The 25422-nt window shown below is 47.6% G+C and carries 29 protein-coding genes; 24 read left to right on the forward strand and 5 right to left on the reverse strand.

Translation table 11 applies throughout. The features are described 5' to 3' along the window. Nucleotides 1-3 precede the first annotated feature (3 nt). From cbiM to OEV79_08630, 7 genes are all read left to right on the forward strand, one after another. On the forward strand, nucleotides 4-612 hold the full coding sequence (cbiM, locus tag OEV79_08600) for a cobalt transporter CbiM (protein MDH4211494.1): 609 nt from the start codon (nucleotides 4-6) through the stop codon (nucleotides 610-612). Further along, nucleotides 609-1175, forward strand: coding sequence for a hypothetical protein (locus OEV79_08605; GenBank protein MDH4211495.1), 567 nt, complete (start codon nucleotides 609-611; stop codon nucleotides 1173-1175). The genes cbiM and OEV79_08605 overlap by 4 nt, the downstream gene beginning before the upstream one ends. Then, nucleotides 1172-1927, forward strand: coding sequence for a cobalt ECF transporter T component CbiQ (cbiQ, locus tag OEV79_08610; protein ID MDH4211496.1), 756 nt, complete (start codon nucleotides 1172-1174; stop codon nucleotides 1925-1927). The genes OEV79_08605 and cbiQ overlap by 4 nt, the downstream gene beginning before the upstream one ends. Beyond that, the gene (locus OEV79_08615) at nucleotides 1924-2574 is read left to right on the forward strand and encodes an energy-coupling factor ABC transporter ATP-binding protein (GenBank protein MDH4211497.1); all 651 of its coding nucleotides are present in this window, start codon (nucleotides 1924-1926) and stop codon (nucleotides 2572-2574) included. Before cbiQ ends, OEV79_08615 begins: the two co-directional genes overlap by 4 nt. Nucleotides 2575-3278: 704 nt before the next feature. Continuing rightward, entirely contained in the window at nucleotides 3279-4013 is a 735-nt protein-coding gene (locus OEV79_08620; GenBank protein ID MDH4211498.1) for an MBL fold metallo-hydrolase, read from the forward strand. A gap of 163 nt (nucleotides 4014-4176) precedes the next feature. After that, the gene (locus tag OEV79_08625; GenBank protein ID MDH4211499.1) at nucleotides 4177-4938 is read left to right on the forward strand and encodes an arginine deiminase family protein; all 762 of its coding nucleotides are present in this window, start codon (nucleotides 4177-4179) and stop codon (nucleotides 4936-4938) included. Nucleotides 4939-5076: 138 nt separating this feature from the next. After that, nucleotides 5077-5436, forward strand: coding sequence for a hypothetical protein (locus tag OEV79_08630; protein MDH4211500.1), 360 nt, complete (start codon nucleotides 5077-5079; stop codon nucleotides 5434-5436). Between the two features lie 139 nt (nucleotides 5437-5575). Here the strand turns inward: OEV79_08630 and OEV79_08635 are convergent, their stop codons facing one another. From OEV79_08635 to hgcA, 3 genes are all read right to left on the reverse strand, one after another. Further along, a complete protein-coding gene (locus tag OEV79_08635) occupies nucleotides 5576-7099 on the reverse strand; it encodes a T9SS type A sorting domain-containing protein (protein MDH4211501.1) in 1524 nt (507 codons plus the stop codon). 284 nt (nucleotides 7100-7383) lie between these two features. Then, the gene (gene hgcB / locus OEV79_08640; protein ID MDH4211502.1) at nucleotides 7384-7662 is read right to left on the reverse strand and encodes a mercury methylation ferredoxin HgcB; all 279 of its coding nucleotides are present in this window, start codon (nucleotides 7660-7662) and stop codon (nucleotides 7384-7386) included. Nucleotides 7663-7673: 11 nt separating this feature from the next. Beyond that, entirely contained in the window at nucleotides 7674-8636 is a 963-nt protein-coding gene (gene hgcA / locus OEV79_08645; protein MDH4211503.1) for a mercury methylation corrinoid protein HgcA, read from the reverse strand. Between the two features lie 196 nt (nucleotides 8637-8832). Between hgcA and OEV79_08650 the strand changes: the two genes are divergently transcribed. The 4 genes from OEV79_08650 (at nucleotide 8833) to OEV79_08665 (ending at nucleotide 11925) form a co-directional block, all read left to right on the forward strand. After that, on the forward strand, nucleotides 8833-9627 hold the full coding sequence (locus tag OEV79_08650; GenBank protein ID MDH4211504.1) for a hypothetical protein: 795 nt from the start codon (nucleotides 8833-8835) through the stop codon (nucleotides 9625-9627). Nucleotides 9628-9644: 17 nt separating this feature from the next. Beyond that, complete coding sequence (locus tag OEV79_08655) at nucleotides 9645-10454, forward strand: hypothetical protein (GenBank protein ID MDH4211505.1); 810 nt, start codon at nucleotides 9645-9647, stop codon at nucleotides 10452-10454. 328 nt (nucleotides 10455-10782) lie between these two features. Beyond that, nucleotides 10783-11349, forward strand: a complete 567-nt coding sequence (locus OEV79_08660; protein MDH4211506.1) for a hypothetical protein — start codon at nucleotides 10783-10785, stop codon at nucleotides 11347-11349. An 87-nt stretch (nucleotides 11350-11436) separates the two neighbouring features. After that, complete coding sequence (locus OEV79_08665) at nucleotides 11437-11925, forward strand: DUF456 family protein (protein ID MDH4211507.1); 489 nt, start codon at nucleotides 11437-11439, stop codon at nucleotides 11923-11925. Between the two features lie 115 nt (nucleotides 11926-12040). Here the strand turns inward: OEV79_08665 and OEV79_08670 are convergent, their stop codons facing one another. Next, nucleotides 12041-13741, reverse strand: a complete 1701-nt coding sequence (locus tag OEV79_08670; protein MDH4211508.1) for an SBBP repeat-containing protein — start codon at nucleotides 13739-13741, stop codon at nucleotides 12041-12043. Between the two features lie 479 nt (nucleotides 13742-14220). On the opposite strand from OEV79_08670, the gene OEV79_08675 reads away from it, so the two are divergent. The 7 genes from OEV79_08675 to OEV79_08705 all read left to right on the forward strand — a co-directional run bounded on the left by OEV79_08675 (nucleotide 14221) and on the right by OEV79_08705 (nucleotide 19992). Continuing rightward, nucleotides 14221-14964, forward strand: a complete 744-nt coding sequence (locus OEV79_08675; GenBank protein ID MDH4211509.1) for a hypothetical protein — start codon at nucleotides 14221-14223, stop codon at nucleotides 14962-14964. A gap of 65 nt (nucleotides 14965-15029) precedes the next feature. After that, entirely contained in the window at nucleotides 15030-15506 is a 477-nt protein-coding gene (locus tag OEV79_08680; GenBank protein ID MDH4211510.1) for an isoprenylcysteine carboxylmethyltransferase family protein, read from the forward strand. A 66-nt stretch (nucleotides 15507-15572) separates the two neighbouring features. Then, on the forward strand, nucleotides 15573-16643 hold the full coding sequence (locus OEV79_08685) for a linear amide C-N hydrolase (protein MDH4211511.1): 1071 nt from the start codon (nucleotides 15573-15575) through the stop codon (nucleotides 16641-16643). Between the two features lie 174 nt (nucleotides 16644-16817). Then, nucleotides 16818-17387 (forward strand): nuclear transport factor 2 family protein, encoded by a 570-nt coding sequence (locus OEV79_08690; protein MDH4211512.1) that lies wholly within the window; start codon nucleotides 16818-16820, stop codon nucleotides 17385-17387. Nucleotides 17388-17565: 178 nt separating this feature from the next. Continuing rightward, complete coding sequence (locus OEV79_08695; protein MDH4211513.1) at nucleotides 17566-18108, forward strand: isoprenylcysteine carboxylmethyltransferase family protein; 543 nt, start codon at nucleotides 17566-17568, stop codon at nucleotides 18106-18108. A gap of 178 nt (nucleotides 18109-18286) precedes the next feature. Then, entirely contained in the window at nucleotides 18287-18667 is a 381-nt protein-coding gene (locus tag OEV79_08700; GenBank protein ID MDH4211514.1) for a hypothetical protein, read from the forward strand. Beyond that, complete coding sequence (locus OEV79_08705) at nucleotides 18664-19992, forward strand: B12-binding domain-containing radical SAM protein (protein MDH4211515.1); 1329 nt, start codon at nucleotides 18664-18666, stop codon at nucleotides 19990-19992. Before OEV79_08700 ends, OEV79_08705 begins: the two co-directional genes overlap by 4 nt. Here the strand turns inward: OEV79_08705 and OEV79_08710 are convergent. Beyond that, nucleotides 19989-20402 (reverse strand): hypothetical protein, encoded by a 414-nt coding sequence (locus tag OEV79_08710; protein MDH4211516.1) that lies wholly within the window; start codon nucleotides 20400-20402, stop codon nucleotides 19989-19991. The genes OEV79_08705 and OEV79_08710 overlap by 4 nt on opposite strands. A 351-nt stretch (nucleotides 20403-20753) precedes the next feature. On the opposite strand from OEV79_08710, the gene OEV79_08715 reads away from it, so the two are divergent. The 6 genes from OEV79_08715 (at nucleotide 20754) to OEV79_08740 (ending at nucleotide 25375) form a co-directional block, all read left to right on the forward strand. Beyond that, a complete protein-coding gene (locus tag OEV79_08715) occupies nucleotides 20754-21134 on the forward strand; it encodes a phage holin family protein (protein MDH4211517.1) in 381 nt (126 codons plus the stop codon). 61 nt (nucleotides 21135-21195) lie between these two features. Continuing rightward, entirely contained in the window at nucleotides 21196-21801 is a 606-nt protein-coding gene (locus OEV79_08720) for a CPBP family intramembrane metalloprotease (GenBank protein MDH4211518.1), read from the forward strand. An 85-nt stretch (nucleotides 21802-21886) separates the two neighbouring features. After that, nucleotides 21887-22660, forward strand: coding sequence for a DUF1266 domain-containing protein (locus OEV79_08725; protein MDH4211519.1), 774 nt, complete (start codon nucleotides 21887-21889; stop codon nucleotides 22658-22660). 199 nt (nucleotides 22661-22859) lie between these two features. After that, a complete protein-coding gene (locus tag OEV79_08730; GenBank protein MDH4211520.1) occupies nucleotides 22860-23288 on the forward strand; it encodes a peptidylprolyl isomerase in 429 nt (142 codons plus the stop codon). Nucleotides 23289-23454: 166 nt separating this feature from the next. After that, the gene (locus OEV79_08735; protein ID MDH4211521.1) at nucleotides 23455-23658 is read left to right on the forward strand and encodes a cold-shock protein; all 204 of its coding nucleotides are present in this window, start codon (nucleotides 23455-23457) and stop codon (nucleotides 23656-23658) included. 238 nt (nucleotides 23659-23896) lie between these two features. Then, nucleotides 23897-25375, forward strand: coding sequence for a B12-binding domain-containing radical SAM protein (locus OEV79_08740; protein MDH4211522.1), 1479 nt, complete (start codon nucleotides 23897-23899; stop codon nucleotides 25373-25375). The last annotated feature ends 47 nt before the right edge of the window (nucleotides 25376-25422 follow it).

Consider the following 25422-nt stretch of genomic DNA (forward strand, 5'->3'; position numbering starts at 1 on the left):
AATATGCATATTTCCGAGGGAGTGATCGCTGCACCAGTTCTTGTTTCCGGTGCAGTTGGAGCCTTTGCCGGGTGCGCGGTGGGTTTAAAGAAGATGGATATCGAGAACACGCCCAAGGTCGCCGTCATGTCTTCTGCATTTTTTGTTGCATCGCTGATACACCTGCCGGTTGGTCCTACCAGTGTCCATCTGGTGCTCAGCGGTCTGGTCGGCATTCTGCTCGGGTGGATGGCCTTTCCTGCAATACTAGTTGCGCTGCTCCTGCAGGCCATTCTCTTTCAATTTGGAGGCATTACCACGTTGGGAGTCAATACTATGGTGATGGGAGTGCCCGCATTGGTATGCTATTTGCTGTACGCACGATTCGTGAGGGGACGGAATAAAGCGATCGCTGCGGTTGCGGGTTTTCTCGCTGGGGCAACCGGAATATTCCTGGGCGGCGTGATCGTCGCGCTCTTTTTAATTTCGACCGGCGAGCAGTTCATTGTCGTGGCAAAATTGTTCGTTATCGCTCACTTCCCCGTGATGGTCATCGAAGGAATTCTTACGGCATTCATTGTCACTTTCATTAGAAGGATCAAACCCGATGTATTGGGAGGTATTGTAAAATGAAAAAGACCAGGATCGTCTTCCTGATTGTGGTTCTACCTTCGTTGCTCGCTGCGCACCGTGTTAATATTTTCACTCAAGTTGAACACGATAGTGTAATTGGGCAGTGTTACTATAACGACGGGGCGCCGGTACGCCAGCAAAAGGTAGAAATCTTTAGACTATCGGGCGAGAGGTTGATGGAACTGAAAACGGACAGCGCCGGTTATTTCAGGTTCGCTCCGCCAATTAGGGAGGATCTGAAAATCGTGCTCTATGCAGGAATGGGGCATCAGTCAGAGACAATATTAGCAGCTGCTGACCTGCCGGAGATAAAAAAGCCGCGCACCGAGAAACCGAAAAATCCGCAAAAGGTGACTGTAACTAATACTGAGGAACCCCGTGTTGATGAGGAACGCTTGCGCAAAATAATCGAAGACGCGGTGGAAGAGAAATTCAACGCACTTAGAGAGTTGATCGTGAAACAACAGAGGTCGACATCGCTCATCACAATAATTGGCGGTATTGGCTACATTTTTGGCATTTTTGGTCTCCTGCTTTTTCTCCGAAACAGGAAACGGCAATGATCGAAGAGCGGTTTTCAAAAGGCGAAAGCTTTGTCCACGGTATTGATCCCAGGGTGAGGATATTGAGTGCCATTGTTTACTCGGTAATAATTGCGGTAACCGGTAAGTTGGAGGTGGCGTGTGCCGGGCTTGCTGCAGGATTCGTTCTTATCGCACTCGCGCGGTTGAGTGCTAAGCACGTGTTTTATCGTCTGCTTGTCGTCAATACTTTCATTCTTATGTTGTGGTTGATACTTCCTTTTAGTTATCCCGGAAGAATGATCTACAAGATCGGTGCACTGGTCATGACTGACCAGGGTGTCCAGTATGCTCTGATGCTTACGGTCAAGTGCAATGCGATCATTCTCATCAACATAAGCTTGCTCTCTACTTGCGGCATTTTCAATCTTGTTCATGCGTTGGATCATTTGAGAGTTCCGAATAAGCTCATTCATCTATTCTTCTTTGTCTACCGCTATGCTCACGTGATGCAATACGAATATTATAGACTAAGAGATACGCTGAAGATTCGCGGGTTCAAGCCAAGGACATCGGTGAATACCTACAGGACGTACGGAGCCATCATCGGAACACTCATGATACGGGGCTACGAACGCTCGGAACAAATTCATAAGGCGATGATCTGCCGCGGTTTCAAAGGACATTACTGGTTATTAGATCATTTCGTCTGGGGGAAATCAGATCTATTGGCAGCCAGTATGATGATGCTGGGTGTTATTTTACTACTTACACTACAATGGAAGACAATATGATTATCAATCTGAGCAATATATACTTCGGATACAATGGAGATTCTCCGTTGCTAAAAGATCTGAATTTCGCGCTCCGTAAGGGTGACCGCATAGGGATAATCGGACCTAATGGCTGCGGGAAAACGACGCTGCTCTATTTGATCATGGGGTTGCTGAAGCCGCAAGCGGGCGCGGTAGAAATTTTTGGTAAGAAACGATTGAGAGAAGATGATTTCACCGAGGTAAGGGAGAAAATCGGCTTTCTTTTTCAGAATTCCGATGACCAGTTGTTCTGTCCAAGCGTGCGTGAAGAAGTTGCTTTTGGCCCCTTGAATTTCGGCAAGAGAGGAAAAGAGGTAGAGAATATTGTCGATGAATCCCTGGGAAGTGTTGGATTGGAAAGTTTCAAGCAGAGAGTTCCTTATCACCTTTCCGGTGGTGAGAAAAGAAGGTTGGCGATGGCAACGATCCTTGCCATGAAGCCGCGTGTGTTGCTGCTCGATGAACCGACGCTTGGGCTTGATCTGCCGACGGTTGAAAAGATCGTAGAGATACTTGGTGAACCAGGACTTGCTTACATCATAATTTCACAAAACCGTGATTTCTTGAAGAGAACGACGCGGCAGCTGATTACGTTTGAGGACGGTACATTGAAAACGCTAGACTGAGAGACAAACGTTCGTTACTTTCGTTTGGCTCGTTAATCTCGTTATTATCGCTAAAACTTAGTAAAAGGAGAAATGTAGGGCAAACCTTTAGGTTTGCGATGATTTGCATGGCTAAAGCCCTGCCCTACGTACTTTCTCGCAGAATATGGTAGTTCTCGATTCGCTCGCTCACTCGAACAATAAGGCTCAAGGTCATTGCGAGTCGTGTCTGTCCTGAGAGAAGCGAAGGGAGCGTGTTGAAGGCGAAGTTCCGCGAAGTGAGAATCCTTGTGCTTGGCACGGGACAATCTCACCCTCACCTTAATCCTCTCCCATCAAGGGAGAGGAAAAATAGGGTGGGCGTATTGCGTCGAGCGTACTGGCTGGATTCCCCGGTTGAACCGGAGAATGACCCTGCTACGCAGGGTATCACCCTCACCTTGCTCCTCTCCCCTCTGAGAAACGGAGAGGGGGAGACAAGGAGAAATAGAGAACCTATATCGAATTTCGAATATGGAATTTCACAATAACGTTTGCCTCATTAATTTCGCTAATGTAGTTAGTATTGCTTAGCTTCTGAGGTTCAGAGGTTCGTATCTTCCGGTGGTTAGGCGTGTCGCGTAGGGCGTACGGTGACAGGCACCTACGGAGCCAGTCCCCTTGTCGCCAGCGTGCCTTGACGGATGGTCGGTGTCGGGTAGAATTGATGAGCAAGGAGGCTTATTATGGTAAATGTGACTGCGCTTTCATTATTAATGTTGTGTTTTGCAGTGCCGATTATGGCAGAGGGTCAGTTTGAAAAGGACGTCATCGAGACATCTGCAGGAGATCTTGAAATTACTTTCATCGGGCATGGTACGTTGATGTTTGAAGTTGATGGCAAAGTCATCCATGTTGATCCCTGGAGCAGACTGGCAGATTACTCGAAATTGCCGAGAGCCGATCTGGTTTTGGTGACTCACCATCACGGTGATCATCTTGATCCTGCTGCGATTGAGAAGATCAGTAAAGATAACACGATAATTGTGCTTACAGAAATCTGCGCAGAAACCTTTGAAGGTGGTGTTGTCATGAAAAACGGCGACGCACAGAATTTCATGGGGATCGATGTTCTTGCTGTACCGGCTTATAACATTGTGCACAAGCGGGACAGCGGAGAACCATTTCATCCCAAAGGTGAGGGCAACGGTTATATTCTTGCTTTTGGAGATACTCGTGTCTATATTGCCGGTGATACGGAGAATACGCCCGAAATGAAAGCCCTGGAGGATATTGACATTGCTTTTCTGCCGATGAACCTTCCGTATACCATGACGCCTGAAATGGTCGCAGATGCGGTAATTGCGTTCAAACCGAAGGTGTTGTACCCGTATCATTACGGGGAAACAGACCTTTCTAAACTTGATGAATTACTCAAGGATAATAAGAATACAGAGGTGCGGATACGAAAAATGGAGTGACTAAATTACGAACGTTGTGCTCGTTATTTTCGCTAGTCTCGTTATTATCGTAATACCACTGAAGGTACAAAGCGAATTGCGAAATGGAAGACCCTAAAAACGTTTGGCTCGTTATTTCCGCTAATATCGCTCAAGATCAAGGAAGAAAGAATATAATGTCATGATGTTTACTAGAGCAATAGTCAGGACGCCGGGGCGGTCAATAATCAATGGTGTGACGACTGCGGATTTAGGAATACCCGATTACAAAAGGGTTTTACAGCAGCATGAGAGGTATATTGAGGCGCTGAGACAGTGCGGACTCGAGGTGACGATAATGCTACCGCAGGAGGAGTATCCCGATTCCACGTTTGTTGAAGACTGCGCCGTGCTTGCGGAAAGATGCGCGATAATAGGAAATCTCGGAGTTGGCAGCAGAAAGGGAGAGGAGTCCAGCATCGAAAAAGCCCTGCGGAGTCATTATGCTGACATCAGATTCGTGAGACACCCGGGAACACTTGAGGGCGGTGATGTGTTGAGAGTTGGTGAGCATTTCTACGTCGGTATCACTAGAAGGACGAATGTTAAAGGAGCAGAGCAATTGATTAGTATTCTGGGTGATTTTGGCTATACCGCGTCAACGGTTCCCGTGGTCAGCGCCTTGCACCTTAAGACCGGGGTGGCGTACCTTGGTGACAATAATATTGTTCTGGCAGGCGAATTTGTCGATAATCCTGCTTTTGCTGATCATAACGCGATTGTCATAGATGACGACGAAAGTTATGCGGCGAATTGCATAAGAGTTAACGATTATGTTCTTATGCCGGCAGGATATAGAGAATCCAGAAAGAAGATCACAGGCGCCGGCTTTTCGGTTATTGAGATCGACGTTTCAGAATTTCGCAAAATCGACGGCGGAATCAGTTGCCTGTCCCTTAGACATTAGACGATTATCTTCATTATTAAGTACATAGTTTATTAATGCATGAATCTGCACTTTCATTTACCGCGCAGTCATGGAAGTTATTGACAGGTGGTGAGGATATCATATAATCACTCAAGGTCTATGGATAAGGGAGGAATTATGAAAAGTGTTATGCTGGTGTTTTTTGCGGCTTTTTTGCTGCTGTATGTGGGTTGTGGAGGTGAAGAGGAAGCTGGTGTTTCGCTCAGGTTGACAAACCCGCAGGGTCTATCAGTACCGTTTTACGGTTCTTACATGATATCATCGGCGACCGACAGTGTCATCATGGATGACTACACTGATATCGAATACAACTTCACGCTTAGCAGTGGCGAGAGCGCAGAGGGATGGGTACGCAAGGATACTGTTGATGTAGTTGATACACTGCATTTCCAGGCTTTTGTAAACGGCGAGGAGGAAGTGAGTCTCAAGACCACATTGATAATCGAGCTTATTCAATTCTCGGTAAGCGCACAGTAACTAAACACTGACCTGACTTAGAAACGGAGAGACGGAGCGCCGGAGATACGCTCTAGGACAAGAAGTTGAGAAATTGAGAAGGTAAGAAGCGGAGAAACTATCGAGAGCGTAGGGCTTGGCACAGCGTGTGGCGTCTCGGCTATCTAATCTTCGTTATCTTCTGCCGGTATTCCTTTGAAGCGGTTTTGATGACAATGTAGTAATTGCCTTCAGGCACTCTCCTTCCAATCTCATCAACACCATCCCACTTTACCGATGAGTGATAACCGATGGCTGATAACTGCCCAAAATCCCTGACCAGCCTACCGCTTGCGTCATATATCCTGAGCCTTACACCCTTTTCGCCGTTCACAATCCTGTTATCCGTTATCTGATATCGTATATCAGTCGAATGGCTGAACGGATTAGGATATGCACTGAGCGACTGTGTGGCACCACTGCCGCTTTCGCCGATCCCCACAGGTTCCTGTCCACCTGAGAAGACCATGAGCGGTAGATCTGTGGCCGGTATGCCCAGAGCATTGATTATTGCCGTTCTTTCTGTCGAATCGAAGCCGGCCGTAAAATATCCCTGCAATTCCATTGAGCTCGCCTGAAGCAGCGCACCGGCTGCGCAGTATCCAGCTTCGATCAGTTGCCATCGGTCTGCCGTCGCCGCACAGTAAACAAAATAGGCGGGTGCGGTCTGCGGGATGCGTGGTACTGCGGACCGCAGTTGCGGTCTCCGGTCTCCATCGGTCACGCGTTCGATACGGTGATCCCTGGTTGATGGTTGGCCCGAAGGCAGGCGAATATGATATCTTTCAACGCCCTCAGAACGAACCATGTAGATACGACCGGTCAGGTAATAATTTGCCACGGCCGAAGCTGCTGTCAGGCCGCCGCGATTATTGGATGTAGTGTGGGGCGTATTGCCATAGGATGCCCAGGCGAGTTGAGAGAGCTGCTCAAGGTTCAGCTCAGTGCTCATGAACTCGTCACCATAGTTGAGGTTACCAAGAGCAGTTTCCAGAATTACTGGGCCGTCAGTCGACGGATCCGGCAGACTGCCGTTTGATGAAATGGCGACGCATTGTGAAGTCACGCCGCTGACCGTACCCATCAGTCCGTAGCAATTGGCTATCTGAACGCTCTGGCTTGGGTTCCAGGTACTGTTGGCATTATTCCGGGCGCTTTCTTTTGGACAACAGGAAGGCTGGCTGCTCGTGGTATTCCAAAAGGATATCGCCGCCAGGTGTGCATAATGAAGCGCTGTGCCGGCATCTTCAGCAAGGTTGCTGGCAACACCGATCTCAAATGCGAGGTTTGATTCAGATAGATGGTTACCCGATTGATGTAGTATGATGTCGTGCAGCACCGGATCATATTCGTATACATTGTCCGGCAGTGCTACATATATCGTACGGTCCGTACCGATGACAGGTGCCCTGGAACCTGCCCACAGCGCATTTGCAAGGATCTGTTCGGATAATGTACCGCTGTATCCGCCGTGATATGACCTGCGGCTGTTCATTATTATCTCTGACGAAAATGTGTTGACCTGAGGAGGTGGTAAGGTTGCCGAACGCTGGAGTAGCGAAGGTAGATGATGAGCATAGGTACGGTTAAGTAAAACACTGGCTCCCCCTCCCAGCAAAATCTTTATGAATTCTCTTCGGTTCATAATGCCTCCGGTCAACTATAGCCGATATCGACCGATTGTCAATTTGGGATTTAACAGAAAAACGTTACGTGCGTTAATTTCGTTAATACCGCTATTCCCGCTAAATGACGATACTTAATACTGAGCCGTCACCAACGGGAGCCTTAGGCCTCGAGCGAACGCAGTGAGTCGAGAAGTAGGAAGATTGCCGCGGCTGGCTACGCCAGCCTCGCAATAACAGTGTTAGATGTTTGGTGTAGAGCGTCTTGCGTCAAGCGTGTAGCGTGAAGCATCGCGAGTCGTTCTCAGCAGCAGCCGCAATCGCAAGTGGGTTCTTTAGTTCGCCTAAGGGCGGCGATCATCTGCGCGGTGGCGCAGCCGGTTCCTGAGTCAACAGTGATGGCGCTGACCGGACAGTTGAGTGCGCACGCGCCGCATTCCATGCAATCAGCTGGTCTGACAAGTTGGGCAGTGCCGTCATTTTGAGCGAAGACACCGTGCGGGCAAACAGTGCTGCACATGCCACAGCCCGTACACAGTTCGGCATCATATTTCAGCGTGGGTTCGAGGTATTTACTTCTCATTTCCTTCCCTGCTAGCGGACAAACCTGAACACCAACCCGATGATTGCGCCAGCACAAAACATCCAGAACATTATGGGAAAATACGAAAATATCTCCCGTGCCACGCCGCTTTTTGAGGTAAACGGCGTCGCACCTGTGTAATTGAGGGTTATAAAAGCAACGAGAGATGGCATGACCAGTAGATAGGGGAACGCCCAGCCGATGCTTTTCCACCACGCTGCCATTGGATTGGTTAAGAGCACTATGAGAAAAAAGGGTAATGCGACAATTCCACCAAGTATGAATCCCTTAGTGCTGAAGTTGGGTGTGGGAATCCACGGAATGACAATTGGGAATATCATCAGACCGGTTACGATAATCACGAGCGCGGCGAGAGCAGGAATCGGACCGCTAACATAATATAGTATGGCCACGAGAAGTGCTGTCGGCAGTATCATGTGAGTTAACTCGACGGGGACCAATGTCAATCGGTCCGATAGGTCAAAACGCACGAGACGCATCTGAGGTGTTGCCTTATGAGTTTCTAGATATGCAGGAATATCGTCTGCTCTTACCGGACCATACTCAACTTTGAAACCGGTTCTTTTCTCTGTTTCGTGGGCCGCGACTCCTGAAGCGCCGAGTTGAGGCAGGATAAGCAAACGGTGACTGACGTACTGTTCAAGCTCCACATCCTTTATTCGATGGATGAGTTCTTCAGTACCGAAGGTGCCCTTTCCGGCAGCGCACCATACGTTGATCCCTTTTGTGTCAAGAACGAGAATGTAACAATCGACCCCGGCAAGAGCTTCGCGGAGTTTGTTAAAACTGAGACCGTAGTTTGCAGTTACGAACACATGTGATTCTTTGTTGGGTTTTCCTAATGTGTAAAGACCTGGTTGGACGCGAAACCTGTTACGTCTCAAGCCGACACGCGCGAAAAAGTGTTGAAGTTTGTCGCTCAAAGTAATGTTGCTTGTTGTCGGTTTTATCATTTCAGGATCAGAGGGAACTCAGGTCATTATAATGCAGAGTAGAAAAAGGTCAAGGTGATAGGTGTATGCTGCAAACCATGATTGCGTCCGCTATTGTGTCCGTGTCTTCTTGCGCAGAGCTTTGTGCAGATATGGACTCTTGACATGTATGTAGAATCTTATAGGATGGTGCTGGTACAGCTGTAGAGGAGGTAGTATGAAGCGTACTGTTTCGATTCTGGTTCTTTATTCTTTTCTGCTCAACTGCACATTTGCTCCAAAGTATGACATTCAATATGAGGTAAAAAGACGGGTTACTGTCAGCGAAAGAGTAGGAGATACGATCGATTCTGAAGAGCGCGAGCACTTCGGTCTCTTCCTACCTGAGATATATGTGAGGCCAATGACCTATAAGTTTGAGTCGGCAGCTATCTACGCGATACCTGGTAGTGGGTATGAATTGAGGTTGTCTGCGGCGTCAAAAACCATATTGGTGGTGAATAAAGACCCCCGTGGTATCGATATCCTAACAGATTATATAGACAATTACGAAAGCGTGGCAGAGTCGAGAGAGGACTTCGAGAAGAAATGGGGTGTTGTCGGTTATGACAACTTGGGGTTGTTCATTACGACCAGTGAATTAGAAATAACAAGAGAATATTTTGTTGCTGAACGGAGTCGGTCAGCAAGACGCGACCCGTTGATCTGGGGCACTACTGCAGGACTGTGCGTGGGTGGAGCGGTGGGTCTTGCGATATTCCTTAATACAGAGAGGGAATATGACATGAATACCAACGACGACTTCGGATGTTTTTATTCAGGGGCTGAAGAGACTGCTATTCTCGGGGTTGCTGCTTGTGTTTCTGGTGGTTTTTCACTAGTTGGCTTGGCAATCGGGGCAGTAATTGGACATGCGAGGGGAAAGGCAATGGAGTCAAAGGCGGCCAATGCTGAAGATTCAGAAATCATTGATTTTATCAAGGAGCAGAGAATGCCGAGGATCCTGGACTGACCAGTTGAAAAGGAATCATGAAGCGTAAAGTGGCGATCATTGCACTTTGTGCCTTTTTGCCAAACTGCACATTTGCTCCAAAGGGCGACATTCAACCCGTGGCAAAAAGCAGGGTCGTTGTGAGTGAAAGAGTAGGAGATACGATCGATTCCGAAGAGCGCGAGCACTTCGGTCTTTTCTTGCCTGAGATACGCGTTGGATCCGGTACTTACCAGTATGAGGAAGCGGTTATCTACAGCATACCTGGGGGTGGCTGCGAGATAAGATTAGCTGCGTTGTCCGATACTTTATTAGTTGTGAATAAAGATCCGTGCGCCATTGATATCTTGAGAGATTATATAGACAACTATGACATTATTGCCGAGTCCCGGGAATCATTTGACGTAAAATGGCGCATTGTAGATCATGATTACGTCGGTATGCCAATCACAGAGAGGGAGATAAATACAACCAAAGATTATTTCATCGCCGAACAGAAAATGGTCGCACGCTCAACTAATCAAAAAATTCTGTTTTGGAGCGCAGCGGCCGGTTTTTTGTTTGGTGGGGCGGCATTTGCGATAGTTCTTGCCGCGGACAGGGAATTTGAAACAAGCACTCAAGACGAGTTCGGGTGCGGTGCTGCGCTGGAAAAAGAAATGGCAACCTGGATGGTTGCGTCGTGCGTATCAACCGGTGTTTGGTTGACCAGTACACTTGTTGGTGCTCTTATTGGACGTGCCAGAGAAAAAGCGATAATATCGAAGGCGTCCGGTATTGAGGATTCGACAATAATTGATATCATAAAGGACCAAAGGATGCCGAGGGTACTGAGATCGAACCGTTAACTACCGTCTTTTTATGTCATAATTTCTGTGGTGTCAGATGAGTATGATTTGATCTGCGCGATGCGTGCTGGTTGCGACGTCGCGCATCTGGTCGGCTTGACTTCTGTGGAAGACGTAGTACAATGATCCAGAGTTTTCTTGCACAATATCAGATAATATGACGCGGTTGACTCAAGGGAGGAATGAGATATGAAATTACTCTTGATATTTGGGTGCATGGTTCTATCGCAAAATCATTTGGGTTTTGCCCGGGAGAGAAAAAGCGGTGTCCGTGGCGACCCGTTGGCGATTGCTGAAGCCGAGGCAATGGTCGCAACCATGGGCGGAATTGAAAAGTGTTCATTTCGTTCACGAATGGTATCCTTGGTACAGGATCGATTCTTATGTTGAGAATGAGATACTCGACCTTACCGGCCCCCGGTCATGGGTAGAGGAGAAGAGTGAGGTTCAGCACAGGATACGAGCATACAGTCCGGAACACAAATACTGGTCGATCACTGACGGCAAGTTCGCGTTCGGTAGTGAAGAATCTTTCAAAAACGCCATGGAGCGGGCTCCCTACAGTGTCTACCGTATTGCCCGGGGCATTGCGATCGGTGATTCATACTATGAAGTACGGTTCGGTGAGGGAGACATACCGAGGAGCCGCCGGCTCGAATTCTACGGTCCGGACGGTGTCATGCACGGTTGGATAATATTGAACGCAAGGAAAGAGCCTCTGGTGTGGGCTACTACGCAATACCGATATACGTTCGGACCGATGAAGAGATTCGGAAATCTTCGAGTTCCAAATTGGGCTGTGTACGAAAACGGGGCGACCATGTACGAAATGATATCACTCACTGGTAGTAATCAGCCTCCGGATCCTTCCTTGTTCGTGCCTCCTCGTGAGTGACCGTTGGTAAAACAAGAAATTCAGAAGATTGGAGGATAGAAATAGTTTGTTTTTGTGCAGTGAGAGGAAAAGAGGCTAGCGGAGACAATGGATATTCTTGAAATAATCTTGTTCATCGCCGCACTATTGATCATGATAATTGGCCTGGCTGGTGTTATTCTACCAGTGCTGCCTGGTATCCCACTCATCTTCGGCGCCACAGTCCTGTACGCAATTCTGACCCGGTTTGAAAATATAGATATCTATTTAATTCTTGTGTTTTCCGGTCTCACGATATTTGGTTTGATAGTCGACTACTTGGCAAATTATTTTTCCGTGAAGAAAATGGGTGGAACCAGAGCAGGTGCACTAGGCGCGGTGATCGGTTTAATGATAGGAATTTTTGTTGGCTTGGTTTGGATCATTGTATTGCCGTTTGTATTTGCAGTTACGTTTGAACTGATAGCAGGCAGAGAAACACATCAGGCCTTGAAATCAGGTATTGGTTCTTTTGTCGGTTTGTTGTTCGGAGGACTCACGCGATTCATCATAGGTTGTGTGATGATCGGTATCTTCGTCTGGAAAGTTCTCTTTTAGAGCAGGGATAGGCATACACTTTTAAACTTTCCTGCTTTGCAGGTCGATGACAGCGATAAAAGACAGATTACAGTGATAATAAAATTATGAAAAGTGTATGCCTGTCCCCGGGTACTTATTTCACCATCACGATTTTTTCCTGAATTCTCTGCCCGTCGAATTCCATGACACAGAAGTACACGCCATTAGAAACAACACTATGGTTATCGTCGGTTCCGTCCCACATTACCGATGACTGATAACCTGGAACAGATATCTGCCCAAAATCCCTGACCAGCCTGCCGCTCGCGTCGTATATTCTGAAACTGACACCTGTCTCGTTGTTCGCAATCCTGTTGTCCGTTATCTGATATTGTATATCTGTAGAATGGTTGAACGGATTTGGGTATATGTGGAGTTGTATCCTGTTGGCGATGACTGCATCGTTTTCTCCAATGCCTACCACGGTTTGGTATTTAGCTGTGGCCATGTCGTAGTATGTGCCTACCCCAATGCTTCGTCCGCAAACATAGATACCGCCCAGTGTGTCGACGTCAATATCCAGCGCAGTGTCAACACTGTCACAGCAGTTATATCCCGCGACCCATTGCTCGACGCCGTCCGGATCATACATGATCGTGACATAATCGTTGACAGATGTTACGCCGCGGCTGATCCCTGTGACATAGATATTGCCTAACTGGTCAACTGCCATGCATTTACCGCCGTCTTCCGTTGAGGGAGTATCATAATCGTTTGCCGGTCCGTTGTATCTTGTCACCCATTGCTGATTTCCAAGAGAGTCATACTTAATCGTAACTATGTCCGATCCAGTGCCGAGACCCTGACTTTGGCCGACGACGAAAACGTTGCCTTCAGCATCGGCTGCAATTCCATACCCGCCGTCGCTCAGACTTGTATCGGGATTGTTATACCGGGCAGTCCATTTTTCAGTTCCGAGCGAATCGTATTTTATCGTGATTATGTCGCCTAGCGTTCCCGTGCTTCTGCTCGATCCGGTCACGTATACATTGCCTACTGCATCGACTGCAATGTCTCGTGCCATATCAGTGCTGTCAGCTGTACCGTTGTATGTTCTTGCCCAGACCGTATCGCCTGTCTCAGTATCATATTTTATTGTTATGTAGTCCCAACGCGTACCCGTACCATACGGGTTGACATGTCCAACGACATAGATATGGCCGTTATTGTCGGCGATGACCTTGTACCCTTCGTCGCTGTAATTACCGGGCCCATTGAATAACGCGACCCACAATTGTGTGCCGCTTGAATCGTACTTCACCGTGGCAATATCGTTCTGATAGGAAAGGGCCCTGCTGTATCCCGTGATATATACGTTTTCTTCTGAGTCGACAGTGACCCAGTTGGCAAAATCGTAACCACCGCCTATTCCGTTGTACCTTCTTGTCCATGCGGTATCACCGTCTGGCTTGTACTTTATGGTGAAATAATCGCCTGAGCCCGAACTCATTGTATAGCCCGTAAGGTATAGTCTCCCTGATGGCCCTATTACTATTGAGTTTGCCCGCTCGTTGTAACTTCCCGGGTTGGCGAAATTCCTCACCCATGCGGTATCGCCGTTTGCCTTGTATTTTATCGTTGTCCAGTCATCCTCGGTTCCCGCGTTGTTAGTCTTGCCGGTGACATAGACGCGACCCTCGTTGTCGACCGTGAGGGCGTATGCCCAGTCTGATTCGGCCCCGGGACTGGTCCACCTGTTCACCCACACTGTGTCAACCAGTTGGGCAACCAGGAATGCGGGCGCCAGACACACCGCAAGGACCAGAATTGCAGTAACCGATCCTAGATTTTTCATATTTTCCTCCCTTATTTTGGCTTAATGAAGTCTGATACATAAAAAGGCTTGAACAGGGTTCCTCTCCGTACTCCATATGATATGCCCTGCTGCCTCAATGTCAAGGGCTTCTTTGGAAACGGCGAACTTCCGTGCGGCAGAAATCAAGAAGATGGGAGGTCTTTAACAAGAAGAAGTCAGGAACTTAAGAGGGTAAGAAGTTGAGGTAAAATCCGGATGCGCTTAGATCGTTAATCTCGCTACTTTCGTTATTATCGCTAGCTTCTAGAGTTCTGAGCATCGTGTCTTCTCGTTGTTGGGCTACTGGCGTTTAGCGTGAGGCGTGAAGCGTAGGGTGTACGGGGACAGGCATCTTACGGAGCCAGTCCCCTTGGGGTGCGGTCCCCCACAATAACGGTGCCGCGTTAGGCATGTTGCGTCAAGTGTAGTGAGTGCTTGACTTCGTCCCGTGATTCTGGATAATTAATGGGGAGGTGAAAATGAGAGTTATGATTTTGTTGTGTCTCTTCGCGGTTGGCAGCTTGGTGGCCGGTGATTTCCAGCATTTTGTGCTGGATGTTGAATCAGGTATCACATTCCTCGGTTACAGTGATATCCAGATACCAAAATCGACCGGCACCTTGATATCGTTCTCCGATGAACTGGAGACCGACCCGGCATTTTTCATACGCGGACGGTTCACCTATTACTTTAATAAGGGTAACATGATATCAGTTCTCTTTGCACCGCTCACTCTGAATGCCGCTGGAAGCGTTGACCACGACGTAGTATTCGAAGGAGAAACTTTCGCGGCAAATACTGCATTGAATACCGTGTATACATTCAATTCATACCGCCTGACCTATGAGCACCTCTGGTTTGTCGGCGAAAGATGGCGCTTGGGGTTGGGAATAACTGCAAAGGTCCGGGATGCAGCGATCAGTATTGCCGTTGCCGACTCGGCAAAGATTTCAGAGAAGACGGATCTGGGGTTCGTGCCGTTGATAAAATTCAGCGTCGCCTGGCAATTCATTCCAAAATTCGCTCTTGTTCTGGACGGCGACGCGCTTGCTGCTCCGCAAGGCCGGGCCGAAGATGTGTCCCTCGCGGTTCAGGGTGATGCCAGTCCAAATCTGTCGTTAAAACTTGGCTATCGTGTGCTTGAAGGCGGTTCGGATATCGAGGAAGTATACAGTTTTACCTGGATAAACTATCTTTTCGCCGGCGCCACGCTAAGGTTCTGAGCCATAAGAAGTGGCAACCACTTGAAATCCACCACTTCATTATTCGTATAATCCCGTTGAGGGTAATGAGATTTATCGACAAGTATCTCCTGATGAAACCCGCGATAAGAATGGTCATTGAATGGCCGGTGTTGATTGCCTTTGGTATTCTTGGTGCGCTGTTCACACCCTGGAGGATCCCGCTCTTCCCTGTTTCGAATATTGTCGGCATCGTCGTTTTTGTCTCGGCGATGTCATTCCATATGAAGGGACACGCCGTCCATAAACAAGCAGATCAGGATTCTGAAAAGATCGAGGAACTGGTGACAGGCGGAATGTTTTCGCGCGTTCGTCACCCCATGTACTCGAGTCTCATTCTGATTATCCTCGGCATGACCATTGCATCGGGAGTAGTAATAATGATTTTGCCAGCCGTGATCCTTTCGTTATTGACCATCCTGACCGCGCTCAAGGAAGAAGAGTTCCTGATAAAAAAATTTGGGGGTGAATACAGGGAATATATGAAGCGAGTGCCGTATAGGTTTATACCGAGGATTTTTTAACAAAAAATGCGAATTTTGAAATTTGTCCAAATGATTTGTCACGAATGTGTCGGAAGGGAGTGTTAGATGAAGTGTTTGAAATACGTGCTTCTGCTGGTAGGTGTTGTTATCTTTTTCTCAAATCTTGCTGTCGCCTGTACGACATTTTGTTTCATGAACAACGGTGAATGGGTGTACGGTAGAAACTATGACTGGTACACCGAACACTGTTTGATAATGGTCAACAAACGAGGGGTAGCCAAGACCGCGTTGACTCGAGACGACCCCGCAAGTTGGGTGTCAAAATATGGTAGCATCACGTTCAACCAGTACGGCAGAGAGTTTCCGCTCGGCGGCGTGAACGAAGCCGGACTGGTCATTGAGATCATGTGGCTTGAGCAAACCGAGTATCCCCATCCCGATTCGCGAAAAGGACTGTCGGATCTGCAGTGGGTTCAGTATCAGTTAGACAACTGTTCGACTGTCGCTGAGGTGATTGCCAGCGATGATGTGGTAAGAATAACGGTCAGGCGCGCAACCCCGTTGCATTTCTTTGTTTGTGACCGTACTGGCAAGGCGGCCGCGATTGAATTTTTGGAGGGTGAGATGGTCGTGCACACCGGCCGTGATCTCCCGGTCTGTGCGCTCACCAACAATACTTATGCATATTCTCTTAAGCTCTTTGAAGAATACGGCGGTAATGAGACGACAGAGCCTTTTTCGTCGGCAAACAATTCGCTCAAGCGTTTTGTTTGGGCGGGCAATGGTGTGAAGCAGTGGAGTTCGAAAGGGGAAGATTCTCCTGTTGATCATGCATTCGGGATCCTGGAGAAGGTTTCGGTGAGCCCGACCATGTTCAGGATCGTATATGACGTGGGGAATAGCCGCATCTATTACCGCTGCAAATCCAATCCGGTTGTTCGTTATATCGAGTTCGATCATTTCGACTATTCGTGCGACAAACCGGTGAAGGTCCTTGATATTATTACCGGTAATGCCGGTAATGTGACCGGCCTATTCGTTGATTATACATACGAGGCAAATTATGATTTGATCAACAGATCATATGCGGACACAGAATTCCTCCAAGGAGTGCCGGATAGCCTGCGGGTGATGGTCGCGCGGTACCCCGAAAATATGCCATGTAGTGAGCAATAGTACAGTTCATCGAGAATAGCATTATCTCTTCGGGCTTTGGACATAGTATCAGGGTGGAATTGTGATAATATCTGTGAGTTTGTCGTGAAGATTGGCTTTATCATACTGTCATGAACCGAACGATGGCTCTGATATTCAATCGAGTCACTCAATGGTTCATATCAAGGAGGTTGTATGCAAAGCACGTTACGGATCTTTGTTGTCTGTGCTCTATTGGTTCTCGGCATTCAGATGTCGACAGCAGATACCATTGCGGAGCAAAATGTTTTGGACGAGGAGGTTGAGATGAGTAAGGCGTATACGTTCAACAGTGTAAACAACCCGCATGATGAACTGGCAGAAATTGAGAAAACAATAAGAGCCAACATCGAGTGGGCAGTACATGATAAAGATACCGCGATGTCGTACTCAAGTATCGTGAATAACGATGAGTTGTTTTTCTTCCAGACCGATTCAAGGAGCACGATTAGAGGATTTGATGCTTTCAAAAATATGACCGAGAAGTTCTTTATGCGTGACGACTTCAAGGCGATCAAGGTCGTGATAAAAGACCTTCGCATTCACATGTCGCCGAGCATGAAGACGGCATGGTGGTCCTGCATACTAGATGACTATAACGAATTTCAGGGGAAACCAGCGAACTGGGAGAATGTACGGTGGAGCGGCGTGCTGGAAAAGATAGACGGAAAATGGAAGATATTCCAGATGCACTTCTCCAAGGCGGAGGATCTGATCACTGAATGAGAGGGAACGTTCTATTCGCTATTCCCGTTATTTTCGCTATTATCGCTGCAACACCATTTAGAATTCCCCTCGGGAGCTGCCTCGGGACACTGAATTCTGCGGCCAAACTTTGTACTTGGGCAGAATTCGTGTCGAAATTCGAATTGCGAAATTGTAATTTGGCTTCGTGGGAGGGTGAATGATATTCTACCAGGATCCATTTTTTTGGGCGCTGATTAGTATGTTCTCCCTGGTCGGCGGTGGTGTGATAGTAAGCAGCAAGAAGTTGGGGAATTCTGTTATTTCCGGCGCGGTAATAGTGACCACATTCGTCTTAGCAAGGGGTATTCTTGTGCTGCCCTTCTGCCCGCAGCCTCGTTTCATCGCGAATGGCTGGAACTGGATTGTCGGTGGTGCGATATTTACCGTAGGATTGATCTTCAGTATCCCTGCTTTGTCGATCAAGCCGCTCACCAAGCCACATGGGCAGATGAAAATGGTGACAACGGGATTCTACGCGATCGTCAGAAATCCGATATACCTGGGTGAAGTTCTCTGGTTTCTTGGTTGGGCCGTAATGTTCCGTTCCACTATCGGCCTGGCGCTCGTACCCTTGTGGTGGGTTGCACTGCTACTTCACACTCTGGTTGAGGAAGAGGCGCTTGAACATGCTCTAGGTGAGAAATATCTCGATTACAAAAGAAAGATACGCGGCCGTATTATCCCAGGCCTTCCGATATAAAACAGAAGCTCCGCACCAGGAAACAATCCGGGTTGGTCTCCAGGTCTATTTTTCGATGTAAATTCCTTCTGTGGTGTATGACTTGACACGAAAATCTTAATTGTTATAATCGCTCAGTGTGTGATTGACGCAGACAGTATTCGTCGCGTCGTTATTCTGTAGAGAAAAGGAGAGTGGTATGGAAATTGTGAATCTGTACGTAGCATGGGTATGTATGCTTGCAGGTGCCATATTCGGTGCACTGAGCGGTTTGTTTTTCCATAAACAGGAATGGATGGGCGGATACGGTTCATGGCAGCGTCGTATGATGCGCCTTGGCCATATATCATTCTTCGGACTTGCCTTCGTGAACTTCGCATTTGTCTTCACTGTATCCTATCTTGGTCTCAATAACCATATTATCTTGCCGTCTCGGTTACTGGTCATAGGCACGTTGACCATGCCGCTCGTTTGTGTCCTTTCGGTCCATAGAACATTCTTCCGGCACTTCTTCTTCATTCCGGTATTGAGCATCATGGCGGCAATGATAATTTTTATAGTGAGGGGGTTAGTAACATGAAGATAGGTCTTGTTGCCATGAGCGGTATCCGCTGTCGTGACAATGAGTTGCTCGAGCTTGGATTGACCCTGCCCGGATTTGTCGAGCGCAGCAAGGTGATCGCTGCTCTGCCAAGCCTTGGGTTGCTGACCCTGGCCGGTATGACTCCAAAGGAGTACAAGGTTGATTACACAGAGATCCCCGATATCAAGGAACTCGATTCGTTGCCACTACAGTGGGATCTTGTCGGCATTTCAAGTTACTGCGCTCAAATCGACGAGGCTTATGAGCTTGCCCGGCAGTACAAAGCTGTCGGTGTGCCGGTTGTGCTAGGTGGTCCGCATGTGAGTCACATGCCCGACGAGGCAGCCAAATACTGTGATTCGGTAGTCATCGGAGAGGGCGAAGTCACCTGGCTTGAAGTCTTGCGTGATTGCGGGAAGGGCAAGCTCAAGAGACAATACGGTTCAGTCGAGAACAGCTTTGACCTGAAGAATGCACCGATGCCGGCGTTTGAGTTGCTCGATATCTCCAAATATAATCGCCTCACAGTGCAAACCAGTCGCGGTTGCACACATCTTTGTGAATTTTGTGGCAGCTCGCCTTTAATTACCAAAAGGTATAGTCAAAAACCAGTCGACAAGGTGATCGCTGAGATAGATAAGATAAAGAATCTCTGGGAAGGCAGGTTCATTGAATTTGTCGATGACAATGCGGTCGTTGATAAGAAGTATTGGAGAGAGTTGCTGACAAAATTGAAGACAAGAAGGATACGGTGGTTTGCAGAGACAGATCTGTCGGTCAGCGAGGATGATGCATTGCTTGATTTGATGCGCGCGAGCGGCTGCGCGCAGGTCTTGATCGGGCTAGAAAGTCCGGTCGAGGCGGGTTTGGACGGCCTCGAACTGCGTAGCAACTGGAAATACAAGCAGCTGCCGAAGTACCGGCAGGCGATAAGGAAAATTCAGTCTCACGGGATCCGCGTGACCGGTTGTTTTATCTTTGGTTTGGATGGACAAACACCGGACATTTTCGATACTGTCTGGAAATTTGCCAAGGAAACCGAGCTTTTCGATGTACAGATGACTTTCATGACACCTTTTGCCGGGACGCCTGTATATGATCGTCTATCGAATGAGAAAAGACTGCTCGAAGAGAGAGATTGGCAGAAGTGTACCTTGTTCGATGTCATGTTCAAGCCGACCGATATGTCGGTAGACGAACTGAGAAATGGGTTCAGGAAACTAGGAGTTGCGATCTATGGCGAGGAGGCAACCCTGCTCAGACGCGAGACATTCAAGAAATACCTGAGAGGAGCCATCAGAAAGGAAACGGAAACCAGCTAAACCTTCTTAGCGATCCTGCTCAGGAACATGCGGCACTCTAGCATTAGTACAAAGAATATGAGATCACAGCCTCCAAAAAGATACACGAAGATCATGTGTGGCACGTCTTGGGCGATCGTGTAGTAGATCGCCACCGAACAATAAGCCAGTTTGTAGAGAACACCAACAGTAACCAGATCGCGATTTCTCTCCAGGTTCCCCCGGTACAGCAAATAGTATGCAACACCAATGACAAACAAGAAGCTGCCGATCAGTGATAGATAGGCACCGTGGGCAGGTAGTCGATCTGCTATGCCGATGATATCGAATGCGGTCCTATAGAAAAGAGTGAAGATAATGCCCAGTGATATGTCGTAGATGGCCGCGATGAGGAAAAGCGCTTTGTAGTATTTCTCTCTTACTTTACTCATATATCCTCCTTTTTACAGAGATACGCTAATGCCGTTGCTTCGATATTTGCAGAAGAGACGGAACACCTTCGGCGCACAACATAGACCCGTGCACTTTGGGGATTATAGGCTCACCCGCGACCCGTGTCAATATTCTGATGGGAATATTCTTCATCGCTGCCGGAATTGTTGACGTGCATAGCCCATGCAGCGTAATCCATAGCGTTTGGCGTTGACAGGCTATTCATTATTCTATACAATGACAGAAGGAGAGGGCAATGGAGCCTAGAATCATCGAATTATCGCAATTCTAGGTTGCAGGCGTTGCAGTTTGCATCTAAATGTCAGCAACCGAAAAACAAGGAGGATAACATGAAATTATTGATACGCTGGATAATTGCTGCCTTTTCGCTCTTTGTTGCGGCCTGGCTGGTGCCGGGCATCAGGGTCGAAGGTAATGCATGGCTCATTTTCACGGTGATGGCGGTCATCCTTGGTTTCGTAAATGCAGTGATTCGTCCGATACTTGCCCTGCTTACCTGTTCGCTAATTATCCTGACATTGGGTTTATTTGTACTGGTGATAAATGCATTGACGCTGTGGCTGGCTTCGGCTATTGCAGTCAACTGGTTCGGTGTTGGTTTCTACGTGGATGGTTTCTGGTCAGCATTTCTGGGCGCACTCATCGTAAGTATAGTAACCGTAATACTTTCTGCTGTGCTTAAAGAACCGGTGCGACAGCGTAGCACGTAAGCTTCGCTTACGTTGATTACAGCGATAAAAATACGTATCTCTGTGCCGTCTAGTGAATAATGTGAGTAAGAGACAGAAGATCGCTGTGTTTGCGCCGATTGCATTGTTGGCGTCGATGTATTTTGTCTACCGGCAATTAGCACATGTGTATGGCAGTCAATTAGCCTGGTACGCAGGGTTCTGGATATACTGGCTAAGTTGGGGTGTCACTTTCTCATTCGCGATAGCCAGGAAGGAAGATATATTAAGGTTGATCCGTCCGCGAAGGCCCGATACGAAGGTTGTGCTGCTCGTCATTTTTCCGTTGATAATGACTGTAGTGTTCAGAGTCCTTACCGGATCACAGTATATTAAGCCGAGTGCTCTCTGGACGGTTCTTTTGATATCGACTGCGTTTGGTAACGGGTTTTTTGAGGAAGTCCTGTGGCGTGGCGTATATCTAAATTTCTTTCCCGAGAGCATCTTCTATAGTATAATATGGCCCGCATTCTGGTTTGCTCTCTGGCACTATATTCCAGGTTCGCTTTCACCGAATTCGAACGTAATAGGACTGATGATTGGTTCTGGATTATTCGGGCTTTATCTGGGGTTTTTGGCTAAGAAAACCGGATCAATTTGGTGGTGCATAGTTTGTCATACACTGGGCGGGGTTGTTATGATCGTCTGAGTGTATGATTTCAGATGCCTTATTCACGATGTTTGAACAATGTTGACAGTTTGTTAGTTTTCGTGATAATAACAGCGGAGCGAGTATGGCGCGAGGATGCAAACACAGATGGTATGTTGTACATTCTGGTTCGATTTTTTCTGATTCTCCAGGATGCATAAAACTGAATTCATTCATATTATCATGCACGTTATGCCTTTGTATTTCATGCACGCAGGGGCCAAAAGAAGAACAGAAGTTCTGGGCACTGGCAACGACCGGGGTTCTTACTGAATACAATCACGAACGACACGATATTTTGGAGGGCGTCGAGCGCACTGACGAGAACATAACAAAACATGAGAATTTGCTCAACTACTGGTGGGGGATTGACAGCCGCGATGGACTCTTTTTTGTATTGGACTGGCTTGAGCAGGTCGGTCACCGTAAGCGCTTCGATGAGATGGGTCAGTACATGCACACGCTCACTGATGAACAGTTCAGTGAAATGATCGGGAAACTTTCTGCGGAGGACAGAAGTTCGTGGAAGATAGTGCAGGAACATTGGTCGCGTCTTGGCGGGAAGAGTCTGGTCGGCTGGGATTTTTGCCGGTACATACACCTGTGCCGCAGAGGCTATCTATTAGGTTATTTGAGTGAGCGTGAAGCGTGGAACTTGATATTGCCGAAAGCAAGATTCTTGCAGGTGGCTTTTGATACGTGGGCAGATTTGGGCGATAATTATCTTGTTGGCCGGCAGTTTTGGTCATTAGAAAGAACTGAAGCAAGCGGGGAGTTTTTCCAGCAGGCATACGAAAGGCTCCTCAGCGACCCTGGCAGTCCCTGGAATACAACTCCCTGGGACCTGAATTTGGAATGATGCTCGGTTGACAGGCGGAAGAAAATGTGTATCATAAACATACTTTTGGCACATAAGTATGCAAAGTTATCATGTTGGTGAAAACACCCAGACGATTGACGGTTCACGGCGGTAGCATCAATTAGCATGAACCGGTAACCCCAACTATTTACTTTCTATAGTGTCAATTGTTCGTTTCAATGTCTTGAAAGGAGGCAATGTGACTCAGGCAAAAAACGGTGATAAAGTCAAGATTCACTATACCGGCAAACTGGAGGATGAGACAGTCTTCGATTCTTCGGTTGAGCGTGAACCTCTCGAATTCACCGTCGGTGACGGTAAGATAATTCCGGGGTTTGAAAGAGCGGTGGTTGGCATGGCCCCCGGGGAATCGAAAACCGTAACGATCTCGCCCGATATGGCCTACGGCATGCACCGCAATGATTTGGTCGTTGACGTTGAGCGCGAGCGCGTATCGGACAAACTGGAGCTGAAAATTGGCGGCTTTGTGCAGATACGTCAGCGCGATGGTGGGGTCATTCAGGCAAAAGTGACCGGTATGTCCGAATCGAAGGTCACCCTGGATGCGAACCATCCCCTGGCAGGAAAAGACCTGACATTTGATATCAAGCTGGTTGAAATCGTGTGACATACAGTATGATATGGGATGCGGAATTAAGGGCTAAGATGTGTCTTGACATTGGGCATTTTCTATATATAATAATGTTTAAGCTAAGTCATTTAGTTTGTTGATGGTTCAGTAGAATACTCATATTCTAGATCCCCTCACTAATTAAAGACTTGAAAGGAGAAATATGACTTACGGAAAAGTCAAATGGTTCGATGGCAGAAAAGGCTATGGTTTCATTGAGAAAGAAGACGGAACCGGTGATGTTTTTGTCCATTATGGCGACATAGCGGGCAACGGTTATCGGTCCCTTAATGAAGGCGATAGAGTTAAGTTTGAGCTTAGCCAGTCCCCTAAGGGTGCAAAAGCCACCCAGGTCGAACTTGCATAATATGCAATAAATGCATAGGTGAGGGCCCCCTCTTGGGGGCCTTCACTTTATAAAAAGATGTTACCTTAGTATTGACAAAAGCGATATTGTTCTTAGAATATATTATAGGTGACGAGGACTGCTTCTGATATGTAAAATACGCCTAGCGAATTCAGTCGAGTGTACATGCGGTGAATGTGCATAATTTTCTTTCCAGCACCATCACCTTTTGCAGGGATAGAAAGGAGTTATCAATATCATGAAAATTCTTCTGGTGTATCCGCAAAATCCGGACACGTTTTGGTCGTTCAAACATGCGCTGAGATTCATTTTCAAGAAGGCGACAAATCCGCCGCTTGGATTACTCACTGCCGCTGCTATGCTGCCGGATGAATGGGAAAAACGACTCATTGATATGAATGTAAGAAAGTTGAAGGACCGGGATATCGAATGGGCAGATTTTGTATTTATCAGTGCGGCAACCATTCAGAAAGAGTCGGTAGATGAGGTGATCACGCGCTGTAAGGCGAAAGGTGTAAAGATTGTTGCTGGGGGACCTTTGTTTACGAGCTCCTATGATGAGTATGAGCATGTTGATTATCTCGTGCTGAATGAGGCGGAAATTACGCTCCCACAATTTTTGGATGATTTGCGTCAGGGAAAACTTAGACATATCTATACATCGCCAGAGTGGGCAGATCTGACAAAAACGCCGGTTCCGGATTGGGGATTACTCAAGATTAAGAAATATGCCTCCATGAGTATTCAATACTCGCGCGGGTGCCCGTTTGACTGCGATTTTTGCGACATTCCGCTGCTTTACGGTCACAGACCACGGATAAAAGACAAGCAACAGGTCATCACCGAGCTCCAGAATCTTTATGATCGGGGTTGGCGCGGCGTAGTGTTTTTCGTCGACGATAATTTCATCGGTAACAAGCGCGGTCTGAAGTCGGAAGTTTTGCCTGCCGTCGCTGAGTGGATGGAGCGTATGAAGTATCCGTTTACGTTCCTCACGCAAGCGTCGGTTAACCTGGCAGATGATGAAGAGTTAATGAACTTGATGGTCAAGGCTAACTTCAATACCGTTTTTGTGGGCATCGAAACGCCGGATGAAGAAAGCCTGGCAGAATGCGGCAAACTTCAAAACAAGAACCGCAATCTGGTTGAGTGTGTCAAAAAGATACAGCGGTTCGGCCTTCAGGTTCAGGGGGGTTTTATCGTTGGTTTTGACAGTGACCCGCTGACGATTTTCGAAAGGCAAATACGTTTTATTCAGAACAGCGGAATAGTGACTGCAATGGTGGGTTTGCTCAGCGCGGTGCGTGGCACAAAACTCTACCAACGGCTTAAGGGGGAGAACCGGTTGTTAACGGAAGCCACTGGCGACAATACAGATTGCTCGATTAATTTTGTTCCCAAGATGCAGTACGCGACACTTCTGGAAGGGTACAGGAATATCGTCAAGACGATATATGCGCCCGATCAATTCTACGCGCGGGTCAAGAGATTCCTGGAGAACTACAAACCATTGCATAACAGCCTGGGACGTCTCAGCATGAGCGAGGTGAAGGCTTTCATCATGTCGATATTCGTGCTGGGAATAAAAGGGAAAGAGCGTTTTCACTACTGGCGTCTGTTCCTGTGGAGTGTGTTCAGCCGGCCGCGGCTCGCGCCTCTGGCAGTGACCTTTGCCATCTACGGCTATCACTTCAGGAAGGTTTTCGAGAAGATCTAGAAACTCTACACAACATACCGTTAGTATCGTTTAGTTCGTTAATCTCG

This window comes from candidate division WOR-3 bacterium (genome assembly GCA_029858255.1).
GTDB lineage: Bacteria > Hydrothermota > Tepidihabitantia > SM23-42 > SM23-42 > SM23-42.